This window comes from Streptomyces huasconensis (assembly GCF_021028635.1).
GTDB classification, from domain to species: domain Bacteria; phylum Actinomycetota; class Actinomycetes; order Streptomycetales; family Streptomycetaceae; genus Streptomyces; species Streptomyces huasconensis.
Map to the genome: position 1 here is coordinate 7,768,616 of NZ_CP086119.1, position 20,806 is coordinate 7,789,421.

The window sequence follows — 20,806 nt, forward strand, 5'->3', positions numbered from 1 at the left end:
GGGCTCCTTACGCGTAGAAGCGGGACAGGCTCCGCAGGACGCACGCGGGCTTGTCGCCGCCCTCGATCTCGACCGTGCCGTCCACGGCGATCTGCACCCCGCCCCGCACCGCGTCGACGGAGGCGAGCGTGGCGCGCAGCCGTATCCGGGAGCCGGCCTTCACGGGGGCGGGGAAACGCACCCGGTCCAGGCCGTAGTTGACCTTCGTGGTGACGCCCCGGACGTCGAGGAGGTCGGTGAAGAGCGGGATGAAGAGGGAGAGGGTGAGGTGGCCGTGGGCGATCGGCGCCCCGAACGGTCCCCGCGCGGCCCGCTCGGGGTCGGTGTGTATCCACTGGTGGTCGTCGGTCGCGTCGGCGAAGGTGTCGATGCGGCCCTGTCCGACCTCCAGCCAGTCGGTGACGCCGAGTTCGCTTCCGGCGAGGGCGGTCAGCTCGTCAAGTCCCTGGACGACACGGCTCATCGGGATACTCCTTCGTCGGTGGGCGCGCCGCCGTGCTCGCGGCGCAGGCTGGGTTTGTGGAGCTTCCCCGAGGCGGTGCGCGGCAGTTCGCGCACGAACACCAGCGACGCGGGGATCTTGTACTTGGCGAGGCGGCCGGCGAGGAAGCCGAGCACCTCGTCGGCGGTGACCGTCGCGCCCTCGCGGAGCACGGCGACGGCGCGCGGCACCTCGCCCCACCGCGCGTCGGGCACACCGATGACGGCGCACTCCAGCACGTCGGGGTGGCCGAGCAGGGCGCTCTCGACCTCGGCGGGATACACGTTCTCGCCACCGGAGATGATCATGTCCTTGAGACGGTCGGCGATGGTGACGAAACCGTCGGCGTCCACCCGCGCCGCGTCACCCGTGCGGAACCAGCCGTCGGCGAACGCGGCGGCCGTCTCCTTTGGCAACTGCCAGTACCCGGCCATCACATGCGGCCCGCGCACCAGCACCTCACCGGTCTCCCCGACCGCCGCCGGGGTGAGGTCGGGGCGTACGACGCGTACGTCGGTGAAGAAGTGCGGCACCCCGGCCGTGCCCGCCTTGCGCGCCGCGTGCTCGGCGTCGAGATAGAGGGCGCCGGGGGAGGCCTCCGTCATGCCGTAGCCCTGCTGGAAGGCGAGGCCGCGCCGCGCGTACGCCTCGATGAGGGGCGTGGGCACGGGCGCGCCGCCGCACATGAGGATGCGCAGCGAGGACAGGTCGGCCGCCTCCCAGCGCGGCTCCCGGGCGAAGCGGTCGTACATCGTGGGCACCCCGAACATGACGCTCACGCCGTGCCGCTCCACCAGGTCCAGGGCCCGGGCGGGGTCGAACGACTCGACGAGGACGCAGGTGCCGCCCTTGAGGAGGACGGGCAGGGCGAGCATGCCGAGCGCCGCCGCGTGGAAGAGCGGGGCGCAGACCAGCGCGACCGTGTCCGCGGCGAGGTCGGCGTCGACCAGCACGTTGACGGCGTTCCAGGTGAGGTTGGCGTGGGTGAGCATGGCGCCCTTGGGGCGGCCCGTCGTGCCGGAGGTGTACATCAGCAGGCACACGTCGTCCGGGGCGACCGCCTCGTCCAGCGGCTCCTCGACGGAGCCGTCGATCAACTCCTCGTACTCCGGGCCCACTTCGACGACACATCCCAGGGAAGGGGTCTGCCCCGCCTGCCGCAGTCCGGTGACGAGGGCGGTGTGCGCGGAGGAGTGGATCAGGGTGCCCGCGCCCGCGTCGGCCAGCTGGTACGCGATCTCGGGGCCGCTCAGCCGGGCGTTGAGCGGGACGAAGACCGCGCCGAGCGCGCCCGCGGCGAAGAAGGTCTCCAGGAAGGCCGGGTGGTTCGGCCCGAGGTGGGCGACCCGGTCACCGCGCCGGACACCGCGGGCGCGCAGCGCGTGCGCGAGGCGCAGCACCCGGGAGTGCAGACCGGCGTAGGTGAGGGTGCGGCCCTCGTGGATCAGGGCGGTGCGGTGCGGGGTCTTGCGGGCCCGGCGCGCGGGCCAGGAACCGAGTCCTTCGTCGCGCATGGCGCCCCCTCTATCCGAGCCCGAGCAGGCGGGCGGCGTTCTCCTTGAGGATCTTGGGGCGGACCTCGTCCTTGATCGCGAGCCGCTCGAAGTCGGCGAGCCAGCGGTCGGGTGTCAGGACGGGGAAGTCGGAGCCGAAGAGCACCTTGTCCTTCAGCAACGTGTTGGCGTAGTGCACGAGTTGGGGCGGAAAGTACTTCGGCGACCACCCGGAGAGATCGATGTGCACGCCCGGTTTGTGGGTGGCCACGGCGAGCGCCTCGTCCTGCCAGGGAAACGACGGATGCGCGAGGATGATCTTCAGATGCGGGAAGTCGGCGGCCACGTCGTCGACGTGCATGGGGTTCGAGTACTTCAGCCGGATTCCGCCGCCGCCGGGCACGCCCGCGCCGATGCCGGTCTGCCCGGTGTGGAAGAGGGCGACGCAGCCGGTCTCCTCGATCACCTCGTACAACCCGTAGACGAGCGCGCGGTCGTCGGGGAAGAAGCCCTGGACGCTCGGGTGGAACTTGAAGCCCTTGACGCCGTACTCCTCGACGAGCCTGCGGGCCTGGCGCACCCCCGCCCTGCCGCGGAACGGGTCGACGGAGGCGAACGGGATGAACACGTCCGGGTGCGCGGCGGCGGCCTCGGCCACCTCCTCGTTCGGTACGGGCGGCGTGCCGGTGGCGGACTCGGCGTCCACGGTGAAGACGACGGCGGCCATCTTGCGCTCGCGGTAGTAGGCGGCCATCTCCGGAAGGGTCGGTTTGTGCGTGCGCCCCTCGACCTTGAAGTACGCGCCGGCGGCCGCGTCGAGATCGGGGGCGAGCGAGGCGTGGCCCCGCGAGGAGACCTCCGCGTGGGTGTGGACGTCGATCGCGGTCAGCTCGGAGAGGTCCACCGCGCTCACTCCCCGGGGGTCTTGGGCGCGGGGATGCCGACCGTCTCCGGGACGCTGCCCACGGAGGTGTGCCAGACGGCGGCGATCGACTCCGGGGTCCAGCCGCCGTCGGCGTACGCGACGGAGACCTCGCGGGGGTGCGACCACAGGGTGAGGCGGTCGCCGCCGATGCCCACGCACTGCCCGGTCACGTCGGCCGCCGCGTCGGAGGCGAGGAAGGGGACGAGCGCGGCGCAGTCCTCCGCCGTGCCGAACCCCTCGCCCTTGCGGAGGAAGTCCGGCAGCGGCCGCCCTTCCCGCATCGCCTCGACGTAGGGCGCGAAGGCCGGGATCGTCTCGGTCATCGCGGTGGCGGCGACCGGCACGATCGCGTTGACGGTGATGCCGGCGCGGGCCAGCTCCATGGACCAGGTGCGGGCCATGGCCGCGATGCCGGCCTTGGCGGCGGCGTAGTTGGTCTGCCCGAAGTTGCCGCGCTGCCCGGCGGGCGAGCCGACCAGGATCAGCCGGCCGCCCTCGCCCTGCTCCCGCATCCGCACGGCCGCGGCGCGGGCGCAGGTGAACGTGGCGCGCAGATGTGTCGTGACGACCGCGTCGAAGTCGTCGTCGGACATCTTCCACAGCACCCGGTCGCGGAGGATGCCGGCGTTGGTCACCAGCACGTCAAGGCGGCCGAACTCCTCGACGGCGCGGCCGACCAGCCGGTCGGCGGCCTCACCCGTCCCGACGGCGACGCACTCCGCGACGGCGCGGCCCCCGGACTCGGTGATGCTCTCGACGGCGCGGTCGGCGGCCGCCTCGTCGATGTCGTTGACGACGACGGCGGCTCCGGCACGGGCGAGGGCGCAGGCGTAGGCGAGGCCCAGGCCCCGCCCCGAACCGGTGACGACGGCGACCTTGCCGCTGAGGTCCACGGCGGAGGTTTCGGGCATGGCGGTATCCCTTCGACGGGCGGGAGAGGCGGGGACATGGTGCGGACGAGGCCGGACGGCGCCCGGAAAGGAAGCTAGGACAAACCATTGTTGTCGTCAATGGTTGTTGTCGACACCGGAGTTCGGGCATGCTGGACCGGCGGGCCACCATCGCCGCACGTACCCGCGAAGCACCGAAGAGGGAGAGCGCCGCTCATGACCAGCCGCAAGACGACCGCCGGACCCGTGGCGGAAGGCTCCGTCGACGAGGGCGCCCCCTGGATGCGAGGACTGCACGCCGACGCGGGCTATCTGCTGTACCGGCTCGGCCTGCGCTCGGGACAGCTCTTCAACGCGGCGCTCGAAAGGTCCGGCCTGCGCCTGCGCCACTACGCGCTGCTGCGCTACCTGGCCACCGTGGAGGGCGCCGCCCAGCGCGAGTTGAGCCGGCGGCTCGGCTACGACCCGAGCGCGATCGTGGGCCTCGTCGACGACCTGGAACGCCTCGGCTTCGTCGAGCGCCGCCCCGCTCCCGGCGACCGCCGCCGCCGCATCGTCGCCCTCGCCCCGGCGGGCAGCGACTTCCTGCGCGACTCCGACGAGGTGGCCAGAGGCGTGACCGCGGAGCTTCTCGCCCCGCTCGGCCCCGAGGAGCGGCACACCCTGCACACGCTGCTGAGCCGGATGGCCCACCCGGACGGGGAGTGAGACGGGCCGGGGCCGCCGGCCGGAACCGGGCGCGGCGGGGCCGAAGGGTCGCCCGCCCGGCCCGGTGTCAGCTGGGGGCCCGGTGTCAGCCGCGGTTCTCCGAGGCGAACGGCCCGCCGCAGCCGAAGGCCAGCGCGGCGAAGCGCTCGCCCATGAGGCGGTGGGTCGCGGCGTCGGGGTGCAGCTCGTCGGGGAGCGGCAGCTCGGCGTGGTCCGCCTGGCCGTAGAGGTCGCGGCCGTCGAGATAGTGGATGTGCGCGTCGTCGGCGGCGCGCTGCTTGACGATGCGGGACAGCTCGTCCCGGATCACGCCGAGCGTCAGCTTCCCGGCGGCTCGCTCGGCGGGGTCACCCATGGCCGCGAACCGGAGCCGTCCCTCACTGATGTCGCTGAAGTCCGGGGCCGCGGGGCCGGGAGTGTCCTCGTGGATGGGGCACAGGATGGGTGAGACGACCAGCAGCGGGGTGGCCGGGTGCCCCTCGCGGATCGTGTCGAGGAAGCCGTGCACCGCGGGGCCGAAGGCGCGCAGGCGCATCAGGTCCGTGTTGACGATGTTGATGCCGATCTTGACGCTGATCATGTCGGCCGGGGTGTCGCGCAGGGCACGCGCGGTGAACGGGTCGAGCAGGGCGCTGCCGCTCAGGCCGAGGTTGATCAGCTCCACGCCGCCGAGGGACGCGGCGAGCGCGGGCCAGATGGCCGTGGGGCTCACCGCGTCGGAGCCGTGGCTGATGGAGCTGCCGTGGTGCAGCCACACCTTGCGGCCCCGGTCGGGGACCGGCTCCACGGGCGCGTCGGTGCGCAGGGCGACCAGCTCGGTGATCTCGTTGTGCGGCAGCCAGATCTCGACGTCCTTCACGCGGCCGGGCAGACCGGCGAAGCGGACGGTGCCGACCGGCCCGGGCACGGTCTCCGTCGTACCGGTGGTCATGTCCATCATCAGGACGTTGCCGCCGTGCACACCGGCCTGCCGGGTGAGGGCGCCGTCGACGAGCAGGTCGTACACGCCGTCGGGGCGCGGTGGCGCGCCGTGATAGCCCATCTTCGTACGGAGCGCGTCCAGTTCGATGGTGGTGGCCCGCGTCCGGAGGACCAGCCGTACGCCGGAGGGCTGGGCCTCGGCCCGGGCCAGCTGCTCGTCGGCGCACTGGGCGCGGGCCCGCGCGGGCAGCCGGTGCGGCAGCACGCCGTGCTCGGTGCGTTCCACTTCGAGCGCGCCGCGCAGCAGCTCCGCGGCGCGCTCGGGGGTGAGCGGCGTGGTGATCCAGTCCGCTCCCCGGGAAGCGACAGAGGAGTCGGGGGCGGGGGCGGGGTCGTGCGGAGAGTTCATGGCCCCAGCCTGTCAAGCGGAATGCTGACCCGCACATGCTTTTGTCGCGCGACCGGAGGCCGGGCTTCCTACAGCCGTATCCACTCCCGGGCCGTGGTCACCGTCTCCAGCACCTCGGCGAGCGGGTCGACGCCGAGCCCCGCTCCGGTGGGCACGTCGAGGTGGCCGTCGGCGAGTTCGAACGGCTCGGTGATGTCCGTGGCGAAGTAGCGGCCGGACGCGGAAGTGTCGCCGGGCAGGGAGAAGCCGGGCAGCGCGGCCAGCGCGACGCTGGCGGCGCGGCCGAGCCCGGTCTCCAGCATGCCCCCGCACCACACCGGGACGCCGTGGGCCACGCACAGGTCGTGGATGGCCTTGGCTTCGAGGTAGCCGCCGACCCGGCCCGGCTTGATGTTGATGACGGAGGCGGCACCGAGGGTGATGGCCGCGGCGGCGTCCTGCGCCGACTCGATCGACTCGTCCAGACACACCGGCGTCCGCAGCAGTTTCGCGAGGGCCGCGTGCTGTACGAGGTCGTCGTCGGCCAGCGGCTGCTCGACGAGCAGGAGGTCGAACGCGTCGAGCTTGGCCAGCTGCCGGGCGTCGGCCAGGGTGTAGGCGGCGTTGGCGTCCACCTGGAGCAGCAGGTCGTCGCCGAACCGCTCCCGCACCGCGCGGACGGGGGCGAGGTCCCAGCCGGGCTCGATCTTGAGCTTGACGCGCAGGTACCCCTCATCGACGAAGCCGCCCACGGCGTCGAGGAGTTCGGGCACGGAGTCCATGATCCCGACCGACACCCCGCACGGCACCCGGTCACGCGCGGCCCCGAGATACCCGCCGAAGGACTGGCCCGACGCCCGCAGCTGAGCGTCGAGCACGGCGGTCTCCAGCGCCGCCTTGGCCATCTTGTGGCCCTTGAAGGGCTTCATCGCGCGCTTCACCGCGTGGGCGTCCGCCACGGCGGGCAGGGCCGGGACGAGGAAGCGGCGCAGCACGTCGGCCGCCCCGTCGACGTACTCGGAGCAGTAGCGGGGTTCGGACATCGCGACGCACTCGCCCCAGCCCTCGCCGTCGGGGGTGACGACCCGTACGAGCAGGACGTCACGGGCGGTCTCGACGCCGAAGGAGGTGCGGAACGGGGACCGCAGGGGCATCGCGATCCGGCGCAGTTCGATACCGGTGATCCTCATGTGGTCGGCTCCTGGGGTGGGCGTGCGGCAGGCGACGACGGCGGGTGTCGGGGCGGCGGGCGTGTGCGTCGAGCGCCGGGTCGGCGTGGCGGGCGCCAGGCGTCGGGCGTCGGGTGCCCGGCGTCAGGTGTCAGGCATCAGGTCGTCTGTCTCGCGGGTCACGACGTAGGAAGTCCGGTCGTGGAAGCCCGTGACGCGGGCTCCCTCGGCGAGCAGGCCGCCCAGCACTTCGCGCATCGCGAGCCGCCACGCCTTGGCCGCGCCGGGGTCGGTGCGGCGCAACGCCTCGATGTCGGGCGGCACGTCGACCAGCAGGGCGGGGGAGTCGAGCCGGCCCGCGACCGGCAGGCCGTCCTGTACCGACAAGGCGGTCACGGCGTCGGCGGGCACGCGGGCCGGCGGCGGGGCCGCCGTCGGCCCGGGGCCGTGCAGCTCCCAGGTGACGAGGGCGCGGTCGGTGTCGTCACCGCCGTTGATGGCGTCGTCGAGCCGGCCGTAGAAGCGAGTGAGGTACTCCACCGGCCGCGCGCCGAGCTTGGCCAGGTTGAAGTGGGCGTTGCGCCGCACCAGCGGGTCGTAGGTCCAGGTGATCCGGGAGAGCCCCCGGGCCAGGGCCCAGTCGCGCTGGTGCCGCTTCAGGGCGAGGCCCGCCGCGTATCCGGGCAGGGCGCCCGTGACGTGGGAGTGCAGCGTCTGTCCGACGGGGGCCGCGAAGAAGGCGACGGACGCGCCGACCAGACGGCCGTCGGCGAAGGCGGCCGCGACGTAGTTCCCGGCGTGCGACAGCGCCCGCATCTGCTCGGCCCCCATGGGCGAGGCACCGGGTGCGGTGCCCCAAATCCGCTCGAACAGGGCATCGACCGCGGCCAGTTCGGCCAGCTCGCACACCTCGCGCACCTCCAGCGCGCTCACCGGACGTGTTCCTCGACGAGGGCGGCGAGCAGCCGGGTCCGTGGGGCCATCTCGGCGACGATGACGTGCTCGTCGTCGGCGTGGGCTCGGCCGCTGGCGGCGCCGAGTCCATGCAGGGTCGGGCAGTCGATGCCGCTGGTGTGGTTCCCGTGGGATGCTCCGCCGATTGCGGCCAGTTCGGGCATGTCGCGCACCTCGGGCGTGCTCACCGGACGTGCTCCTTGACGAGGGCGGCGAGCAGTCGGGCCCGTCGGGCCATCTCGATGACGATGACGTGCTCGTGGTCGGCGTGCGCTCCGCCGCCGACGGCGCCGAGCCCGTCCGGGGTCGGGCAGCCGGCGCCGCCGGTGTGGTTCCCGTCGTAACGTCGGCCGGCCGTGGCCAGTTCGGGCGGCTCGTGCACCTCCAGCGCGCTCACCGGACGTGTTCCTCGACGAGGGCGGCGAGCAGCCGGATGCGGGGGACCATCTCGGCGACGATCACGTGCTCATGGTCGGCGTGTGCTCCGCCGCCGACGGTGCCGAGTCCGTGCAGGGCCGGACAGCCGGTGCCGCTGGTGTGGTTCCCGTCGTACGGTCGGCCAACCGCGGCCAGTTCGGGCGGCTCGTGCACCTCGGGGACCTCGGGCGTGCTCACCGGACGTGCTCCTTGACGAGGGCGGCGAGCAGTCGGGCCCGTGGGGCCATCTCGGCGACGATCACGTGCTCGTGGTCGGCGTGTGCTCCGCCGCCGACGGCGCCGAGTCCGTCCAGGGTCGGGCAGCCGACGCCCCCGGTGAAATTCCCGTCGGACGCTCCTCCGACCGCTGCCGACAGCAGCGGCCCCCAGCCCTGACGCCCGGCGATCTCGCGGGCCCGCGCGAACAACGCGGCGGACGAAGCCTCCTCCAGAGGCGGCCTGGTGGGACCGCCGCGTACCTCCAGGCGCGCCCCCGGAACTGTCACCTTCAGCGCCCGGATCGCGGCATCCACCCGCTCCTGCGCGGTGAGCGTCGGGACGCGCACATCGACGCAGACCGTCGCCTCGGCGGGCACCGTGTTGGTCGTCGAACCCGCCCACGTCATCGTCGGCGTCACCGTGGTCCGCCAGCCCTCCGGGGCATCGGCGTCGACCGTCGCCGCCAGCCCCTCCAGGGCGAGGACGAGGTGCGCGGCCTCGATCGCCGCGTTGACGCCCTTCTCCGGCTCCAGGCCGGAGTGGGCCGCCTTGCCGTGCACCACCAACTCGTAGGAGGACGTGCCCTTGCGCGCCGTCTTCACCGCGCCGCCGTCCGCCGAGGCCTCCAAAACGAAGGCCGCCGCACACTGCCGCGCCGTATCCTCGATCAGCTCCCGCGAGGTGCCCGAGCCGACCTCCTCGTCCCCGGTGATCAGGACGCACGCGCCCTCCAGGGACGGCAGCGAGGCCAGGGCGTGGAAGATCTGTACGAGCCCCGCCTTCATGTCGAAGACGCCGGGCCCGCGTGCCACGCCGTCCTTGAGCGACCACGGGTGCGTGGCCAGTGAACCCATCGGCCACACGGTGTCGTGATGGCCGAGGAGCAGCACCCGGGGCGTGCCGAACGCCCAGCGCAGATGCGTCACCCCGTCGACGACGAGGCGCTCGGGCGGGACGCCGAGAAGGCGGGTCCCCTGTGCGGCCACGACGTCCGCGCTGCGCGCCACCGCCTCCAGGTCCGAGGAGAACGACTCGCACTCCACCAGTTCCTTCAGGTCCGCGACCATCGCGGCGAGCCGGTCCGCCGTCTCCTCCGCCGCCTCGTCCGGCTCCGCCCCCGCATCGAACGTGCCACTGAGCAGATCTTCGGTCACCGTCGACTCCTTCTCGAAAGCGTTCCCGCGATACTAGGCCGGGCGGCCGATGCCGGCCGGTGGGTTCGAGGGCGCCCAGGCCAGGATGTGCGGGACCGCCTCGCGCAGATCGGTGAAGTGGCGGTGCGCGCCCTCCGCCGCGGTGGCGCCGTTCACGCCCCACACCGTCATCCCGGCGCTCAGCCCGGACCGCACTCCGGACGGCGCGTCCTCGATGACCAGGCAGTCCTCGGGCACGGCGCCCAGCGCCGCGGCGGCCCGAGCATACGGCTCGGGGGAGGGCTTGCCCTCGTCCACCGCCGCCGCGTCGACGATCAGCTCCGGCACGGACAGGCCCGTCCGCAGGAAGCGGCCGCGGACCCGGTGCTCGTAGTTGGAGGTCACCAGCGCCCAGCTCCCCGGCGGCAGACCGTGCAGCAGCTCCGACGCGCCGTCGAAGGCCGCGTAGACACCGGACCGGACGTCCTCGTCCTCCAGCGCGTGCAGTACGGCCAGGCACTCGCGCGGGTCACGGTCCGGGGCGACCTGGGCGAACGTCTCCACCGGCCGCGTCCGCAGGGCCACCCGGTACACCTCGTCCGCGTCCAGCCCGTACCGCTCCGCCCATGTCGCCCACACCCGGCGCTGGTTGCTCACCGCGTCGATCAACGTCCCGTCGACGTCGAACAAGACGTACCTCTTGCGGCCCGCCCACTCAGGTTCACTGGTCACGCGCCGATCATGCCAGCTGACGGCGGCGACCGGCAGTGACCGGCAGTGATCCTCACCGATCCTCACCACCCTCACCGATCCGCAGCGCGGCCCGGCGCGGCCGGCGTGTTCAGGGCCGCCAGTAGAGCGCCGGGTCCGGGTGGTCGACGAAGCCCAGGTCGCGGTAGAGCGGTTCGCCCTCCGGTGACGCGTACAGGTCCACACGCGACACCTCCCGCTCGCGGAACCAGTCGAGCAGGGCCAGCATGATCGCGCGACTGTACCCGCGCCGCCGGTAGGGCACATCGGTGACCACGCCGATCACGTGACCGACCCGGCCGGTGGGGTTGTGCGGCCCGGGGAACCACTGGTCGACGGTGCCGATCCCGCACGCGGCCAGGCCGGAATCGCCGTCCACGACAAGGATGCGCGCCGCGTCCGAGGCCAGCTGCTCCGTCATGACCGCGACGAGGCGGTGACGCCAGTCGCCGTCCGCGGAAGGCGGGTTGAAGTAGTCGCCGCCGAGATCCTCGAACAACGACGCGCGCAGACGGACGAGTTCGTGGAGATCGTCCGCCACGGCCCGTCGCACGGCCGGGCGGCGGTGCGTCGTGGTGTGCGCGGTCTGGTCCATGGCGGGCTGTCCGGCTGCGTCGGCGGGTCTCATGCCGATCACCTTGCTGTCATGCCCTCATGCATCTCAACCCTTACGGCGAGGACGCCGTGAACCTGGCTGCGGACCTGGGCAACCGGCGCCCGACCACCGCGGAAGAGCTGGCGGACCGCTGCCGCGGGGCCGGGCTGACCCTGGAACGCCCCGTCGAACAGGCGGGCTTGACCCACGCGCCGGCCGCCCTGGACGTGTGGGAGAAGGTCGTCGACGCCACCGACGAGCGGGAGCGCGCCGAGCAGGCCAACCGGATGCCGACCGCGTCCACCGCCCACCCGCGGCTCACCGACCACGCGGGCGACGGCCGGCACCTGCACTACCGCGACGACCGACTGCCGCTCGGCGCGCTGCTCTTCTCGTTGATCTCGGTCGGCACCGCGCTGCATCTAACGGGCCGCGGCATGCACCGGCTGCGGCGGTGCGAGGTCACCGAGTGCGCCACCCTCTTCGCCAACACCTCCCGCACCGGCCGCAGGCGCTACTGCTCCCACCGGTGCGCCAACCGCGACGCGGTACGCCGGCACCGCGCACGCAGCGCGACACGATGGCAGTTCGGGCGTGCGCGAAGGGTTGACCTGGCGTTTGAAGCCGCTTACGGTCCCGATCGCAAGTTCTTGCAGATTCAACCTGCAAGATTTCTGCAAGCAACCATCGAGCCCGCTTCACCGCGACCGGGGCCCCACGCCCCCGGCACCCCGGGCCCGGCACACCCGCGTCCCACCCACATCCCGTCCGCACCCCGACCCCGCCCCCCTGGAGGTCCCGTGAAAGGCCCAACGCGCATAGCGCGCAGATCCCTTGCCGGCACGCTCGCCCTGACGGCCGGTGTGCTCGGAAGTCTCTTCGCGACGACACCCGAGGCCGCGGCCTCCCCGCCCGGCGGCAAGGACGTCACCGCCGTCCTCTTCGAGTGGCGCTTCGACTCGGTCGCCAAGGCGTGCAAGAACCAACTCGGCCCCGCCGGTTACGGGTTCGTCCAGGTCTCACCGCCCCAGGAGCACATCCAGGGCGGCCAGTGGTGGACCTCGTACCAGCCCGTCAGCTATAAGATCGCCGGGCGCCTCGGTGACCGGGCGGCCTTCAAGAGCATGGTCGCCACCTGTCACGCCGCGGGCGTCAAAGTGGTCGCGGACGCCGTGATCAACCACATGTCGGCGGGCTCCGGCACCGGCACCGGCGGGTCGGCCTACACGAAGTACGACTACCCGGGCACCTACTCGGGCGCCGACATGGACGACTGCCGGTCGGAGATCAACGACTACGGCAACCGGGGCAACGTACAGAACTGCGAACTCGTCGGCCTCGCCGATCTGGACACCGGCGAGGCGTACGTGCGCGGCCGCATCGCCGCCTACCTCGACGACCTCCGCTCGCTCGGCGTCGACGGCTTCCGCATCGACGCCGCCAAGCACATGCCGGCGGCCGACCTCGCCGCCATCAAGGCACGGCTCAAGGACCCGGGCGTCCACTGGAAGCAGGAAGCCATCCACGGCGGGGGCGAGGCGGTCTCCCCGAGCGAGTACCTCGGCACCGGAGACGTCCAGGAGTTCCGGTACGCCCGCGACCTCAAGCGCGTCTTCACCGCCGAGAAGCTCGCCTACCTCAAGAACTACGGCGAGGGCTGGGGGTACCTGCCCTCCGGGAAGTCCGCCGTCTTCGTCGACAACCACGACACCGAGCGCGGCGGCGACACGCTCAGCTACAAGGACGGCGCCAACTACACCCTGGCCAACGTCTTCATGCTTGCCTGGCCCTACGGCGCGCCCGACGTCCACTCCGGCTACGAGTTCTCCGACCGCGACGCGGGGCCGCCCAACGGCGGCACGGTGAAGGCCTGTTACTCCGACGGCTGGAAGTGCCAGCACGCCTGGCGCGAGATCTCGGGCATGGTCGCCTTCCGCAACACCGCGCGCGGCCAGGCCGTCACGCACTGGTGGGACAACGGCGGCAACCAGATCGCCTTCGGCCGCGGCGACAAGGCGTATGTGGCCATCAACCACGAGGGCTCCGCGCTGACCCGCACCTTCCAGACCTCGCTGCCCGCGGGCGACTACTGCGACGTCCAGTCCGGCAGGCGCGTCAGCGTCGACTCCTCCGGGCGGTTCACCGCCACGCTCGGCCACAACACCGCCGTCGCGCTGCACGTGGGAGCGAGGAGCTGCAAGGCCTGACCGGCCGCCCTCGCGCCGCCGCGCGAAAAAGTGGTTGATCGTTTCGCGAGGAACGGGGTAGGAAGGCGCCATGACTGCTCTCGGCCTGGTGTTCCGCCCCCAGCTTCCGCCCGAGCGACTGCGCGGCATGGTGCGCGCGGCCGACGACGCCGGTCTCCAGGAGCTGTGGCTCTGGGAGGACTGCTTCCTGGAGAGCGGCATCGCCACCGCCGCCGCGGCCCTCGCCTGGTCCGAGCGGCTGCGCGTGGGCGTGGGACTGCTGCCCGTGCCCCTGCGCAACGCCGCCCTCACCACCATGGAGGCGGCCACGCTGCACCGGCTCTTCCCCGGCCGGGTCATGCTCGGCGTCGGCCACGGCGTGCAGGACTGGATGGGCCAGGTGGGCGCCCGCGTCGCCTCACCCCTGACGCTCCTGCGCGAACACCTCGACGCCATGCGGGCGCTGCTGGCGGGGGAGCGGGTGACGACCGAGGGGCGGTACGTCCGCCTCGACGGCGTCGCGCTCGACTGGCCGCCCGCCTCGGCACCCGCGGTCTACGCGGGCGCGCGCGGACCCCGTTCGGTGCGGCTGACCGGAGAGGCGGCGGACGGCACCGTCCTGGACGCGAGCACCACACCGGACGGCGTACGCCGCGCGCGGCGGCTCGTCGACGAGGGCAGGAAGGCGGCGGGCCGCCCCGAGCGGCCGCACCCCGTCGTCGTCTACCTCCACGCGGCTACCGGCCCCGGCGCCGAGACCCGCCTCCGCGCCGAACTGCGGCGCGACGGCCTGGAGGAGACGGCGGACCTCGGCGTCGCCGGGAGCGCCGAAGCGGTGGCGGCGGCCGTGCGCCGCCTGGCCGAAGCGGGCGCCGACACCGTCGTCCTCCAGCCCACCGCCGACGAGCCGGACCCGGAGGGCTTCATCCGCTTCGTCACGGGCGAGGTCGCCCCACTCGTCGGCTAGCGCCGCCGACCCGGCGCGAGCCCGCGCCCGCCGGGCGCCTTAGGCTCATCCGTATGGGAACGTCACAGGCCGGCGGGGGAGAGGCGGCCGCACCGCAGTCGGGAGCCGGGGCGCTAGACCTCAACCAGCTGCGCACCTTCCTCGCCGTCTACCGCTCGGGGTCCTTCACGGCCGCCGCCCGCATCCTCGGCCTGTCGCAGCCCACGGTCACCGCGCAGATCCGCTCCCTGGAGCGGCAGCTGGACCGGGAGCTGTTCGAGCGGCTGCCGCGCGGCGCCGCCCCCGCGCCCTTCGCGGACGAACTGGCGTCCCGGATCATCGAGCCCCTGGACGCGCTGGCCGAGGTCGCGGGCCACGGCAGCGACGGCACGGCGGATCCCGTCCATTTGGCGGGTCCGGCGGAGTTCCTCTCCCACTGCGTGCTGCCCGGCCTCGCGCCGCTCGTGGAGCGGGGCGTGCGGCTGCGGATCACCACGGGCCTGACCGACGACCTCCTGGACGAGCTGCGCACCGGCCGCCACGACCTGGTGGTCGCCACCACCCGCCCCCGCGGCCGGACACTGACCTGGGTGCCTCTCGCCGACGAGGAGTTCGTGCTGGTCGCGGCGGCTTCCTGGGCGGAGCGCGTCGGCGGGGCGGAGCGGCTCGCCGAACTCGGGCCCGCCGCGCTGCGGGGCGTGCCCCTGGTGGCGTACGCCGAGGACGTGCCGATCGTCCGCCGCTACTGGCGCCATGTCTTCGGCAAGCGTCTGGTGTGCGAGCCCGCCGTCACCATGCCCGACCTGCGCGCGGTCAAGGCGGCGGTGGCGGGCGGCGCCGGCTTCAGCGTGCTGCCCCGGTACCTGTGCCTCGACGAGCTGGCCTCGGGGGACCTGGTCCTGCTGAACGACCCCGAGGACCCGCCCATCAACACCGGTTACCTCGTGCAGCGGCCCGGCTCCTCGGACAACCCGCACGTCGCCGTCGTCCGCGACCACCTGCTGGCGTCCTCGCGGGACTGCTAGGCCCCGTCGGTCACACCCTCGGGGCGCTCGGGGTCCGTGAGCCGCAGGCCGTTCTCCCAGATCTTGTTGAGCGTCGTGACCAGCCGCTCGTACGGGATGCGCTGGCCCAGCACGAACACCATGTAGGCCATGCGGCTCACCATCACGGACAGGGCGTGCGCCGTCACCAGCGGATCGAGGCTCGTGTCGGCCTCGCCGTTCTCCTGGAGGGCGCGGATCAGCTTGGCGTTGCGCCGCGCGAAGGCGTTGCCGCGCTCGACGCGCAGCGCCATGAACTGCTCGTCGATCTGGGCGACCTGCTCGAACAGCGCCATCAGGCGGGCGTTCTTCTTGTACGCCCGCAGGTACTCGCGGTTGGAGGCGTCGATGAGCCGGCGGGTGTCGGTGATGCCGGTGCGCTCGCGCAGATGCGGGTGGAGCATCTCCTCCTGCACCTGCTCGACGAGCGCCCGGAAGATCTCTTCCTTGCTGTTGAAGTACGTGTAGAACGACCCGGAGGCGACCTGTGCCGCCTTGGAGATGTCGGTGATCCGGGCGTCCAGGTACCCGTCGCGTTCGAAGACCTCACGGGCGGCGGCGATCAGCGCGTTGCGGGTGCGGACACCGCGCGCGCTGCGTGGCGTGATCGGTTGCTTCTGGCCGCCGTCCGCGGCCGGGGCCTGGGCAGCCACTGCGATCCATTCACTGTCGTTCGAACGTGTCATAGGCGGTGTCATGGGCCGTGTCGTGACCCGGGTCATGACCGGTGGCAGCGGATGCTATCAGCCGACCGCGGCGAGGAAGCCGAGGAGCGCGGCGTTGACCTCCTCGGCCCGCTCCTGCTGAATCCAGTGCCCCGCGCCGTCGAGGACGACGTGCCCGCGCTGGTCGGAGAGCATCCGGCCGAGCCCGTCCGCCGGCATGAACCGCGCGACGGGGTCCTTCGAGCCGGTGACGAAGAGCGAGGGCTGCGCGATGACGCGGCCCTCCAGGTGCTCGGTGAGCGCCCAGTTGCGGTCCAGGTTGCGGTAGTAGTTGAGACCGCCGGTGAACCCGGTCGCCTCGAACGCGTCGACGTAGTACGCGAGTTCCTGCTCGCTCAGCCACGGCGGGGGAGGCAACTGCTCGTCGGGACGGGCGGCCCACTCGGCGGAGTAGATCTCCCGGGTGACCAGCGTCCTGCGCACATTGCGGCTCAGCGCCCGGTCCGCGACGCCCGGCTCCTGGAACCACACCATGTAGAAGTCGTCCCCCAGGCGTGAGCGCAGGATCGGCAGGGGCGGCGCGGGGGCCCGCGGCGTCACGGGCACACTCATCCCCGCCACCGCCCGCACCCGCTCGGGGTGCTCCAGAGCCATGTGCCACACCACGTTCGCACCCCAGTCGTGCCCCACGAAGACGGCGTCGTCCGCGCCGACGTCGTCGAGCACCCCGGCCAGGTCCGCGCAGAGCGTCAGGATGTCGTACGCCGCGATGTCGGCGGGGCGTGAACTCCCGCCGTAGCCCCGCATGTCAGGCACCAGGACCCGGTGGCCGGCGTCCGCCAGCGCGAAGACCTGATGCCGCCAGGAGAACGCCAGCTCCGGAAAGCCGTGGCAGAGCACGACCGGGGGCCTGCCCGGGCGCTCGTCGCCGTGGTCGAAGACCCGCAGCGTGACACCGCCCGTCGAGACGCGGCGCGCCTCGACGCGCTCCCATTCGCTGACCGGCACATGTGTCGTCATGGGCAGAACTCCTGAGGTCCGCGGGCACCCCCGCGAGGAACCCGCGCGGGCGGAGGACGTGTCGAAGGTATTGAACTTGACGTTGGATTCAACTGTACAGGGCGGCTCCGACCCGCGGAGCGCGAAGTGCGCGAGGTCTTGAACCTGAATCCGGATTCAAATACGGTGACGACGCAGAGTCGGCGAGCAGTACACCCTCAGAGCACGACCTCAGAGCACGACCGAGACCGTGGGAGAACATCCGTGTTCGACGTGACCGACAGGGCCAAGGAGTACCAGGAGAGACTGCTCGCCTTCATGGACGAGCACATCTACCCCGCCGAGGCTGTGTACGAGAGGCAGATGACGGAGTCGGGCGACCCGCACTTCCATCCGCCGGTCCTCGAGGAACTCAAGGCCGAGGCGAGGGAGCGGGGCCTGTGGAACCTCTTCCATCCGCACCCGGACTGGGGCCCGGGTCTGACCAACCTGGAGTACGCGCCGCTCGCCGAGATCATGGGCCGCAGCGCGCACCTCGCCCCCGAGGCCACCAACTGCAACGCCCCGGACACCGGCAACATGGAGGTCCTCACCCTCTTCGGCACCGAGGAGCACAAGGAGAAGTGGCTCAAGCCGCTGCTCGCCGGTGAGATCGCCTCCGCGTTCGCGATGACCGAACCCGCCGTCGCCAGCTCCGACGCCCGCAACATCGAGATGCGGATGGTGCGCGACGGCGACGACTACGTCCTCAACGGCCGCAAGTGGTGGACCTCCAACGCCCTGCACAAGAACTGCCGGGTGCTCATCGTGATGGGCAAGACCGATCCGGACGGGCCGAGCCACCGGCAGCAGAGCATGATGGTCGTCCCGCTCGACACCCCGGGCGTCACCGTCCTGCGCGGCCTGCCCGTCTTCGGCTACCAGGACCGCGAGGGCCACGCGGAGGTGCTCTTCGAGGACGTACGCGTCCCGCGCACCGCCCTGCTCGCGGGCGAGGGCGACGGCTTCATGATCAGCCAGGCCCGCCTCGGCCCCGGCCGCATCCACCACTGCATGCGGTCGATCGGCATGGCGGAGCGCGCCCTCGACCTGCTGATCGACCGCGCGCAGTCCCGCACGACGTTCGGCGCGCCCCTGTCCGACCGGGCCAACATCCAGGACTGGATCGCCGAGGCCCGCATCGAGATCGACATGGCGAGGCTCCTGACCCTCAAGGCCGCCCACCTCATGGACACCGTCGGCAACAAGCAGGCCCGCACGGAGATCGCCGCCATCAAGGTCGCCGCGCCCGAGGTGGCCCTCAAGGTCATCGACCGGGCCATCCAGGTCCACGGCGGCGCCGGCGTCAGCGACGACTTCCCGCTCGCGAGCATGTACGCCCACCTGCGCACCCTGCGCCTCGCGGACGGCCCCGACGAGGTGCACAAGCGCACCATCGCGCTGCGGGAGCTGCGCCGCCGCGAGACCGAGCGGAACGCGCGGTGAGCGGCCCGCTCGACGGCAGGGTCGCCGTCGTCACGGGCGCCTCGCGCGGCATCGGCCTCGCGGCCGCGGCCGCACTGCGCGACCACGGCGCACGCGTTGTGATCACCTCGCGCAGCCAGGAGCGTGCGGAGGAGGCGGCGACTGAACTGGGCGACGGAGTAGTCGGGTTCGGCGCCCACGCCACGGACGAGGACGCCGCGCGCGCCTGCGTGGAGTTCACCCTGGCCACGTACGGCCGGTTCGACGTCCTGGTCAACAACGCCGGCACCAACCCCGCGTACGGCCCCGTCATCGACCAGGACCACGCCCGGTTCGCCAAGACCATGGACGTCAACCTGTGGGCGCCGATCCTGTGGACCTCTCTCGCGGTGAAGGCGTGGATGGGGGAGCACGGCGGGTCGGTCGTCAACACCGCCTCCATCGGCGGGTTCACGGTCGCCCAGGACGTCGGCGTCTACCACGTCTCCAAGGCCGCGCTCATCCACCTCACCAAGCAACTCGCCCTGGAACTGGCGCCGAAGGTCCGCGTCAACGCCATCGCCCCCGGCGTCGTACGGACCCGGCTGGCCGAGGCGCTCTGGCAGGAGAACGAGGCGCGGGTCGCCGCGGCCACCCCGCTGGGCCGCATCGGGGAGCCCGAGGACCTGGGGGAGGCCGTGGCGTTCCTCGCCGGGGACGGCGCGCGCTGGATCACCGGGGAGACCCTCGTCGTCGACGGAGGCCAACTCCTCGGCTCCGGCCCGCTGTGACCCGCACCCGGCGCCGGGCGTGTCAGTCCGTGCCGGACTCCATCGCGGCGCGGTCCAGCATCGCCTCTTCGTCCGCGGTCTCGCCGCGCGAGGCGATCGCCTGGGCGCCGCCCGCGTCCATGGCGCCGATCAGCCCCGTCGAGGCCGCCTGCGCGGCGCCGATGGGCGTCGGGTGGGCGGTGCCGACCAGGCCGAGGCCCACGTACTGCTCAAGGCGGGCGCGCGAGTCCGCGATGTCGAGGTTGCGCATGGTGAGCTGACCGATCCGGTCCACCGGGCCGAACGCCGAGTCCTCGGTCCGCTCCATGGAGAGCTTGTCCGGGTGGTAGCTGAGCGCGGGCCCCTGCGTGTCGAGGATCGAGTAGTCCTCGCCGCGCCGCAGCCGCAGCGTCACCTCGCCGGTGACCGCCGCGCCGACCCAGCGCTGGAGCGACTCCCGCACCATCAGCGCCTGCGGGTCCAGCCAGCGGCCCTCGTAGAGGAGGCGGCCGAGGCGCCGGCCCTCGTTGTAGTACGCGGCGATGGTGTCCTCGTTGTGGATCGCGTTGACGAGCCGCTCGTAGACGATGTGGAGGAGCGCCATGCCGGGCGCCTCGTAGATGCCCCGGCTCTTGGCCTCGATGATCCGGTTCTCGATCTGGTCCGACATGCCGAGCCCGTGGCGGCCGCCGATCGCGTTGGCCTCCATGACCAGGTCGACCGGGGTGGCGAACTCCTTGCCGTTGATGGAGACCGGGCGGCCCTGGTCGAAGGCGACGGTGACGTCCTCGGTGTCGATCTCCACCGCCGGGTCCCAGAACCGCACGCCCATGATCGGGTCGACGGTCTCGACGCCGGTGTCGAGGTGCTCCAGGGTCTTCGCCTCGTGCGTGGCGCCCCAGATGTTGGCGTCCGTGGAGTACGCCTTCTCCGTCGAGTCCCGGTAGGGCAGCCCGTGCGCGAGCAGCCACTCGGACATCTCCTTGCGGCCGCCGAGTTCCGTCACGAAGTCCGCGTCCAGCCAGGGCTTGTAGATCCGCAGGTGCGGGTTGGCGAGGAGGCCGTAGCGGTAGAACCGCTCGATGTCGTTGCCCTTGAACGTGGAGCCGTCGCCCCAGATCTGCACGCCGTCCTCGAGCATCGCGCGCACCAGGAGGGTGCCGGTCACGGCCCGCCCCAGCGGCGTGGTGTTGAAGTACGGACGGCCGCCCGACTTGATGTGGAACGCGCCGCAGGCCAGGGCCGCGAGCCCTTCCTCGACCAGCGCCGCACGGCAGTCGACGAGACGGGTGATCTCGGCGCCGTACGCGGAGGCACGGCCGGGCACGGACGCGATGTCGGGCTCGTCGTACTGGCCGATGTCGGCGGTGTACGTGCACGGGACGGCGCCCTTGTCGCGCATCCAGGCGACGGCGACGGAGGTGTCGAGACCGCCGGAGAAGGCGATGCCGACGCGCTCGCCGGTGGGGAGGGAGGTGAGGACCTTGGACATAGGAAGAGTATGCATGATGATGCATGACCATGCAAGCCGGTGTCGCCCGCCCGGAACCGCCGCCGAGGGAGCCGATTCCGGGAGATGAACGGCGCCGACGCAGCTCATCTCCCGTGCACCCACCCCCTCGGCCGCGGCCGAAGCGAAGGTACGCCGCCGCCGCGCGCCGGGGCGCTCCGCACAACGCGGCGCTGTCCACAAAACGCGGGAACCTGCCCG

The 20,806-nt window shown here is 72.4% G+C and carries 20 protein-coding genes and 3 pseudogenes; 7 read left to right on the forward strand and 16 right to left on the reverse strand.

The features are described 5' to 3' along the window. Positions 1–7: 7 nt before the first annotated feature. Genes J2N69_RS34485 through J2N69_RS34500 form a run of 4 tightly spaced genes read right to left on the reverse strand, consistent with a single transcriptional unit; the run spans position 8 to position 3,810 of the window. Entirely contained in the window at positions 8–463 is a 456-nt protein-coding gene (locus J2N69_RS34485; RefSeq protein WP_230904238.1) for a MaoC family dehydratase, read from the reverse strand. Beyond that, entirely contained in the window at positions 460–1,995 is a 1,536-nt protein-coding gene (locus J2N69_RS34490) for an acyl-CoA synthetase (RefSeq protein ID WP_230904239.1), read from the reverse strand. The genes J2N69_RS34485 and J2N69_RS34490 overlap by 4 nt, the downstream gene beginning before the upstream one ends. A 10-nt stretch (positions 1,996–2,005) precedes the next feature. After that, positions 2,006–2,878, reverse strand: a complete 873-nt coding sequence (locus tag J2N69_RS34495) for an amidohydrolase family protein (protein ID WP_230904996.1) — start codon at positions 2,876–2,878, stop codon at positions 2,006–2,008. A 5-nt stretch (positions 2,879–2,883) separates the two neighbouring features. Further along, positions 2,884–3,810 carry an SDR family NAD(P)-dependent oxidoreductase gene (locus J2N69_RS34500; RefSeq protein WP_230904240.1) on the reverse strand — a complete coding sequence of 309 codons (927 nt, stop codon included), beginning with the start codon at positions 3,808–3,810 and terminating at the stop codon, positions 2,884–2,886. Between the two features lie 195 nt (positions 3,811–4,005). On the opposite strand from J2N69_RS34500, the gene J2N69_RS34505 reads away from it, so the two are divergent. Continuing rightward, positions 4,006–4,497: a MarR family winged helix-turn-helix transcriptional regulator gene (locus J2N69_RS34505; RefSeq protein ID WP_230904241.1), complete on the forward strand. Its 492-nt coding sequence runs from the start codon at positions 4,006–4,008 to the stop codon at positions 4,495–4,497. A gap of 85 nt (positions 4,498–4,582) precedes the next feature. Here the strand turns inward: J2N69_RS34505 and J2N69_RS34510 are convergent, their stop codons facing one another. From J2N69_RS34510 to J2N69_RS34550, 9 genes and pseudogenes are all read right to left on the reverse strand, one after another. Next, a complete protein-coding gene (locus J2N69_RS34510; RefSeq protein WP_230904242.1) occupies positions 4,583–5,827 on the reverse strand; it encodes a GDSL-type esterase/lipase family protein in 1,245 nt (414 codons plus the stop codon). 68 nt (positions 5,828–5,895) lie between these two features. Continuing rightward, the gene (gene menC, locus J2N69_RS34515; RefSeq protein ID WP_230904243.1) at positions 5,896–6,996 is read right to left on the reverse strand and encodes an o-succinylbenzoate synthase; all 1,101 of its coding nucleotides are present in this window, start codon (positions 6,994–6,996) and stop codon (positions 5,896–5,898) included. Positions 6,997–7,119: 123 nt separating this feature from the next. Further along, complete coding sequence (locus J2N69_RS34520) at positions 7,120–7,908, reverse strand: GNAT family N-acetyltransferase (RefSeq protein ID WP_230904244.1); 789 nt, start codon at positions 7,906–7,908, stop codon at positions 7,120–7,122. Continuing rightward, positions 7,905–8,117: a hypothetical protein gene (locus J2N69_RS34525; protein ID WP_330166845.1), complete on the reverse strand. Its 213-nt coding sequence runs from the start codon at positions 8,115–8,117 to the stop codon at positions 7,905–7,907. Before J2N69_RS34525 ends, J2N69_RS34520 begins: the two co-directional genes overlap by 4 nt. Beyond that, a pseudogene (locus tag J2N69_RS34530) lies at positions 8,114–8,275 on the reverse strand (M20 family peptidase); the annotation flags it as partial. The gene J2N69_RS34525 and the pseudogene J2N69_RS34530, both read right to left, overlap by 4 nt. Before the next feature lie 47 nt (positions 8,276–8,322). Further along, positions 8,323–8,544, reverse strand: a complete 222-nt coding sequence (locus tag J2N69_RS34535; RefSeq protein WP_330166846.1) for a hypothetical protein — start codon at positions 8,542–8,544, stop codon at positions 8,323–8,325. Then, the gene (locus J2N69_RS34540) at positions 8,541–9,632 is read right to left on the reverse strand and encodes a M20 family metallopeptidase (protein WP_230904997.1); all 1,092 of its coding nucleotides are present in this window, start codon (positions 9,630–9,632) and stop codon (positions 8,541–8,543) included. The genes J2N69_RS34535 and J2N69_RS34540 overlap by 4 nt, the downstream gene beginning before the upstream one ends. A gap of 120 nt (positions 9,633–9,752) precedes the next feature. Further along, positions 9,753–10,430 (reverse strand): HAD family hydrolase, encoded by a 678-nt coding sequence (locus J2N69_RS34545; protein ID WP_230904245.1) that lies wholly within the window; start codon positions 10,428–10,430, stop codon positions 9,753–9,755. Positions 10,431–10,539: 109 nt separating this feature from the next. After that, entirely contained in the window at positions 10,540–11,076 is a 537-nt protein-coding gene (locus J2N69_RS34550) for a GNAT family N-acetyltransferase (RefSeq protein ID WP_230904246.1), read from the reverse strand. Positions 11,077–11,480: 404 nt separating this feature from the next. Between J2N69_RS34550 and J2N69_RS36445 the strand changes: the two are divergent. From J2N69_RS36445 to J2N69_RS34570, 4 genes and pseudogenes are all read left to right on the forward strand, one after another. Then, positions 11,481–11,600: pseudogene (locus tag J2N69_RS36445) on the forward strand (CGNR zinc finger domain-containing protein); the annotation flags it as partial. Between the two features lie 261 nt (positions 11,601–11,861). Then, a pseudogene (locus J2N69_RS34560) lies at positions 11,862–13,241 on the forward strand (alpha-amylase); the annotation flags it as partial. Between the two features lie 79 nt (positions 13,242–13,320). Then, a complete protein-coding gene (locus J2N69_RS34565; protein WP_230904247.1) occupies positions 13,321–14,196 on the forward strand; it encodes an LLM class flavin-dependent oxidoreductase in 876 nt (291 codons plus the stop codon). Between the two features lie 53 nt (positions 14,197–14,249). Next, positions 14,250–15,200, forward strand: coding sequence for a LysR family transcriptional regulator (locus J2N69_RS34570; protein WP_230904248.1), 951 nt, complete (start codon positions 14,250–14,252; stop codon positions 15,198–15,200). Here J2N69_RS34570 and J2N69_RS34575 read toward each other — a convergent pair. Together J2N69_RS34575 and J2N69_RS34580 are read right to left on the reverse strand one after the other, a co-directional pair. After that, a complete protein-coding gene (locus J2N69_RS34575) occupies positions 15,197–15,871 on the reverse strand; it encodes a TetR/AcrR family transcriptional regulator (RefSeq protein ID WP_230904249.1) in 675 nt (224 codons plus the stop codon). The two genes, J2N69_RS34570 and J2N69_RS34575, sit on opposite strands and share 4 nt — an antisense overlap. 90 nt (positions 15,872–15,961) lie before the next feature. Beyond that, positions 15,962–16,903, reverse strand: a complete 942-nt coding sequence (locus J2N69_RS34580; protein WP_230904250.1) for an alpha/beta fold hydrolase — start codon at positions 16,901–16,903, stop codon at positions 15,962–15,964. Positions 16,904–17,200: 297 nt separating this feature from the next. Here J2N69_RS34580 and J2N69_RS34585 point away from each other — a divergent pair, with 297 nt between their 5' ends. Beyond that, positions 17,201–18,367: an acyl-CoA dehydrogenase family protein gene (locus J2N69_RS34585; protein WP_230904998.1), complete on the forward strand. Its 1,167-nt coding sequence runs from the start codon at positions 17,201–17,203 to the stop codon at positions 18,365–18,367. Then, the gene (locus J2N69_RS34590; RefSeq protein WP_230904251.1) at positions 18,364–19,116 is read left to right on the forward strand and encodes an SDR family oxidoreductase; all 753 of its coding nucleotides are present in this window, start codon (positions 18,364–18,366) and stop codon (positions 19,114–19,116) included. Before J2N69_RS34585 ends, J2N69_RS34590 begins: the two co-directional genes overlap by 4 nt. A gap of 22 nt (positions 19,117–19,138) precedes the next feature. Here the strand turns inward: J2N69_RS34590 and argG are convergent, their stop codons facing one another. Next, positions 19,139–20,587, reverse strand: coding sequence for an argininosuccinate synthase (gene argG, locus J2N69_RS34595; protein ID WP_230904252.1), 1,449 nt, complete (start codon positions 20,585–20,587; stop codon positions 19,139–19,141). Positions 20,588–20,806 lie beyond the last annotated feature (219 nt).

What these genes read in the sequence shown, in the direction of transcription:
- menC (WP_230904243.1), bottom strand. Translation starts at nt 6,996, where the DNA reads ATGAGGATCACCGGTATCGAACTGCGCCGGATCGCGATGCCCCTGCGG.
- J2N69_RS34490 (WP_230904239.1), bottom strand. Translation starts at nt 1,995, where the DNA reads ATGCGCGACGAAGGACTCGGTTCCTGGCCCGCGCGCCGGGCCCGCAAG.
- J2N69_RS34565 (WP_230904247.1), top strand. Translation starts at nt 13,321, where the DNA reads ATGACTGCTCTCGGCCTGGTGTTCCGCCCCCAGCTTCCGCCCGAGCGA.
- J2N69_RS34570 (WP_230904248.1), top strand. Translation starts at nt 14,250, where the DNA reads ATGGGAACGTCACAGGCCGGCGGGGGAGAGGCGGCCGCACCGCAGTCG.
- J2N69_RS34505 (WP_230904241.1), top strand. Translation starts at nt 4,006, where the DNA reads ATGACCAGCCGCAAGACGACCGCCGGACCCGTGGCGGAAGGCTCCGTC.
- J2N69_RS34550 (WP_230904246.1), bottom strand. Translation starts at nt 11,076, where the DNA reads ATGAGACCCGCCGACGCAGCCGGACAGCCCGCCATGGACCAGACCGCG.
- J2N69_RS34540 (WP_230904997.1), bottom strand. Translation starts at nt 9,632, where the DNA reads ATGGTCGCGGACCTGAAGGAACTGGTGGAGTGCGAGTCGTTCTCCTCG.
- J2N69_RS34585 (WP_230904998.1), top strand. Translation starts at nt 17,201, where the DNA reads ATGGACGAGCACATCTACCCCGCCGAGGCTGTGTACGAGAGGCAGATG.
- argG (WP_230904252.1), bottom strand. Translation starts at nt 20,587, where the DNA reads ATGTCCAAGGTCCTCACCTCCCTCCCCACCGGCGAGCGCGTCGGCATC.
- J2N69_RS34485 (WP_230904238.1), bottom strand. Translation starts at nt 463, where the DNA reads ATGAGCCGTGTCGTCCAGGGACTTGACGAGCTGACCGCCCTCGCCGGA.
- J2N69_RS34580 (WP_230904250.1), bottom strand. Translation starts at nt 16,903, where the DNA reads ATGACGACACATGTGCCGGTCAGCGAATGGGAGCGCGTCGAGGCGCGC.
- J2N69_RS34500 (WP_230904240.1), bottom strand. Translation starts at nt 3,810, where the DNA reads ATGCCCGAAACCTCCGCCGTGGACCTCAGCGGCAAGGTCGCCGTCGTC.
- J2N69_RS34510 (WP_230904242.1), bottom strand. Translation starts at nt 5,827, where the DNA reads ATGAACTCTCCGCACGACCCCGCCCCCGCCCCCGACTCCTCTGTCGCT.